Source organism: Bacillus sp. K2I17 (genome assembly GCF_002209985.1).
Classification (GTDB): Bacteria; Bacillota; Bacilli; order Bacillales; family Bacillaceae_G; genus Bacillus_A; species Bacillus_A wiedmannii.
The window spans coordinates 1-3,162 of sequence record NZ_NJGF01000099.1 but is presented as its reverse complement, the minus strand read 5'-3'; the positions used below and the strand labels follow the sequence as shown (position 1 = coordinate 3,162).

General features: G+C 33.3%; 2 protein-coding genes and 1 pseudogene. 2 read left to right on the top strand and 1 reads right to left on the bottom strand.

The features are described from left to right. Positions 1-372: pseudogene (locus CER22_RS30765) on the top strand (S-layer homology domain-containing protein); the annotation flags it as partial. A gap of 614 nt (positions 373-986) precedes the next feature. Here CER22_RS30765 and tnpB read toward each other — a convergent pair. Further along, the gene (gene tnpB, locus CER22_RS30760) at positions 987-2,105 is read right to left on the bottom strand and encodes an IS200/IS605 family element RNA-guided endonuclease TnpB (protein WP_088610482.1); all 1,119 of its coding nucleotides are present in this window, start codon (positions 2,103-2,105) and stop codon (positions 987-989) included. Between the two features lie 670 nt (positions 2,106-2,775). Here tnpB and CER22_RS30745 point away from each other — a divergent pair. Then, positions 2,776-3,054, top strand: a complete 279-nt coding sequence (locus CER22_RS30745; protein WP_088610479.1) for an AbrB/MazE/SpoVT family DNA-binding domain-containing protein — start codon at positions 2,776-2,778, stop codon at positions 3,052-3,054. The last annotated feature ends 108 nt before the right edge of the window (positions 3,055-3,162 follow it).

Genomic DNA, 3,162 nt, shown 5'->3' with positions numbered 1-3,162 from the left:
GAGTGGAACCGCGGGGACTATCCGCAAGCTACAACAAATTATTATAGTACATTAACAAATAAAATTGCGGCAGGTGGTACGAAAACCCCTGCATATCAGCAAATATTAAAAGATACAAAGCTAAATTATTTAGGAAATAAATATATCGCAAATAACTATAATGAATTCAAAAATAAAATGCAGCAACATTATAACGAAAAGTCACCAAAGATTGAAATTCTTTATAAACAATCAATGGATGGCGCATTGCAAGATGTGAAAAAAGTAATTGGAGAAATTGGTTATCCGCAAGGAGCGAACCGTGTTTCTTATAAAGCTGAGCCGTATAGTGCCAAAGAAGGATATTCTTTAGTGACGATTACGTTTATGTAGTGAGAATGAGAAAAAGCATCTGTTTCAGACGTTTTTTTACAGATTGTCTCTCAGATATCCTCTTTGCAGAAAAGCAGTTCTAATAACAGTCAGTAATAAGAGGGTATAGATATATCCTCTTACTATTGATTAAAGGGACGAAACATTAAAAAGAGACACTATACAGTGTCTCTTTTATGTTGATATAGCTCTAAAGAAAATGTAGTGACTAAACAAAGAATCTTGGATGCTTCTTGGTTAAACTAAGTATAGAATCAATATAAAACTTTAATATACAAAATTAAATTATATATATGCTTTTCATGAAGTTTATTGTTGTTCGCCTTTTATTGTGTGTTAACTACAACTAAACAATGAGTGCAAACACTAGCAATATCAAAGGAATAGTCCCTTTGGCTTTATTATTATTTCTAATCAGTGATATATTAGCCTAAAAAGAGATAGTATAAAAAACAAACAACTGGTCCTATTTAAAAGGAGATAATTTATACATGTTAGAGACTCTTGAAATGAGAAAAAAACAACACGAATTGAACTACTCACCACTTAACGTCCTTATGGACTGTTTGAAGTGGGAGATTCCTAAGTACAGAAGCCTAGTGGCTTCTAATTCATTAGGCTATCCCCGTAGTTCCTACGGTTAGAAGCCTTAAAGCTTCATTTTCAAGATTGATACTTGCGTTAATATCTCTATCGTGATGACTATTGCACTCAGGACAATCCCATTCACGAAGATTTAGATTCTTAACGTCTTTATTTTGATACCCACAACAAGAACATAATTGGCTTGAAGCAAATGTTTTGGATACCGGAATGACTTGTTTTCCATACCATTTTGCCTTGTATTCTAGCAACGTTCTAAATTGTGACCAAGATACTTCACTAATCGCTTTTGCTAACTTATGATTTTTTAACATATTCGATACTTGCAAATCTTCTATACCGATAACATCGTGGTTTTTGATGATTTCAGTTGAGATTTTGTCCAAGTAATCTTTTCTAGCATGAGCTATGTATTCATGAATTCTAGCTACCCTTACTCGTTGTTTATTCCAGCGAGAAGATCCTTTCATTCTTCTAGAAAGAACACGCTGTGCTTTTGCCAACTTCTCTTCCAATGAGCGAAAAAATTTAGGATTTTTATAGATTGTTCCATCTGACAAAATGGCGAAATCTTTTAATCCTACATCCATTCCAATATAAGAATGTGTTTTCGGAAGTTCTTGCACTTCTGTTTCAACTAACAATGACACAAAGTATCTGCCAGAAGGGTTCCGTCTAACCGTAGCATTTAAAATACGTCCCTTTACTTCACGACTTTTGGCAAATCGAACAAGACCTAGTTTTGGCAATTTCATTTTGTTTCCCACAACAGCAATGTTTTCATTTGTTTGTTTTGTGGTATAAGATTGTACGTTGTTCTTTTTAGATTTGAAACGCGGGGCACTGTTTTGTTTTTTAAAAAAGCGTGTATAAGCATCCGCAAGGTTGCGAACAGACGATTGAATAGCAATACTATCCACTTCTTTTAGCCAAACAAACTCTTTCTTCATGGCAGGAAGTTTGGCAGAGCATGTACCATAGGTCAAACCTTTTCCTGTTTCTTTGTATGCATTATCCCATAGAGATAGGAAGTGATTGAATACAAAACGAGAACAACCAATCGTTTTATTGATCAGGATCGCTTGTGCTTTATTTGGATAGATACGAAATTTATACGCTTTATTGATCATCCTTCGTTTCACCTCCATTTCGATATATATCTATTATATACCAAACGTACATTCGATTGATAGTGAAGTGATTATGACAAATTGTCCGGTAACACTTTACATATGTCGAACAATTAAGATGACTTCCTGCCATCTCTTGTTCGAAGCCAATTCATCTCCCACCTACTCGCTGAGCTACGTCCTTCACGCTCCTTGAGGAAGGAGTCTTCTTGGCTAAATTGATAAAAATACATAAATACAAAAATACTATAATTCATTTTTGTTTGCAATCTCGATTATTTATTTTCTCTATTTCCTGATTATTGATAATTCTCTTTCAGCACATCTATTACTTTCATTCATTATCGGTTTTACTCTTTGGAGCGTAGGCCTAGCTATACATCTAAAACTCTTATATGAGAAAAAGGGAAAACGAAAAATCATGAATATAGAAGCACTAAATGAAATAAAAAAAATAAATATATGAGTCCAGGAAGAAAAGAACGTTATATCAAAGATTATTACGCGTCCAAAAATGAGCTAGAACAGATAATGACTTACGCTAAATTTATGTTAGAGGCTAAAGAAAGGGAAAATGAAATAAAAGACGAGAAAGGAATTTAGAGATATAATTGTAGTAATACATGCAGATAGTAGCTAGAAATATAAAAAATAAAAGGAGGATATACACATGAAATCAACAGGTGTTACACGAAAAATAGATGATTTAGGGCGAATTGTTATTCCGAAAGAGTTAAGAAGAACGTTAGGAATTGCAGAAAAAGATCCTATGGAAATATTTGTAGAAGATGAAAAGATCATTTTAAAGAAATACAAATCTTATGATGCTTGTGCAATAACTGGTGATATTTCAGAAAAAAATATTTCACTGGCTAATGGTCAAATCGTCCTTAGTCCTAAAGGGGCTGAGTTTTTAATTAAGGAAATCCAGCAACAATTAGTTAAGTAAGATCACTCTCGTTAGTACATTATATTTAAGAAAAGACATCTATATATGATATTATCCCCTTAAGGTAGACAGTGTAAAAAGACCATGAACAAACATGGATGTTACACT

Bases quoted from the DNA above. Each gene is read 5' to 3' on its own strand.
- tnpB (WP_088610482.1), bottom strand. From the start codon at position 2,105: ATGATCAATAAAGCGTATAAATTTCGTATCTATCCAAATAAAGCACAA.
- CER22_RS30745 (WP_088610479.1), top strand. From the start codon at position 2,776: ATGAAATCAACAGGTGTTACACGAAAAATAGATGATTTAGGGCGAATT.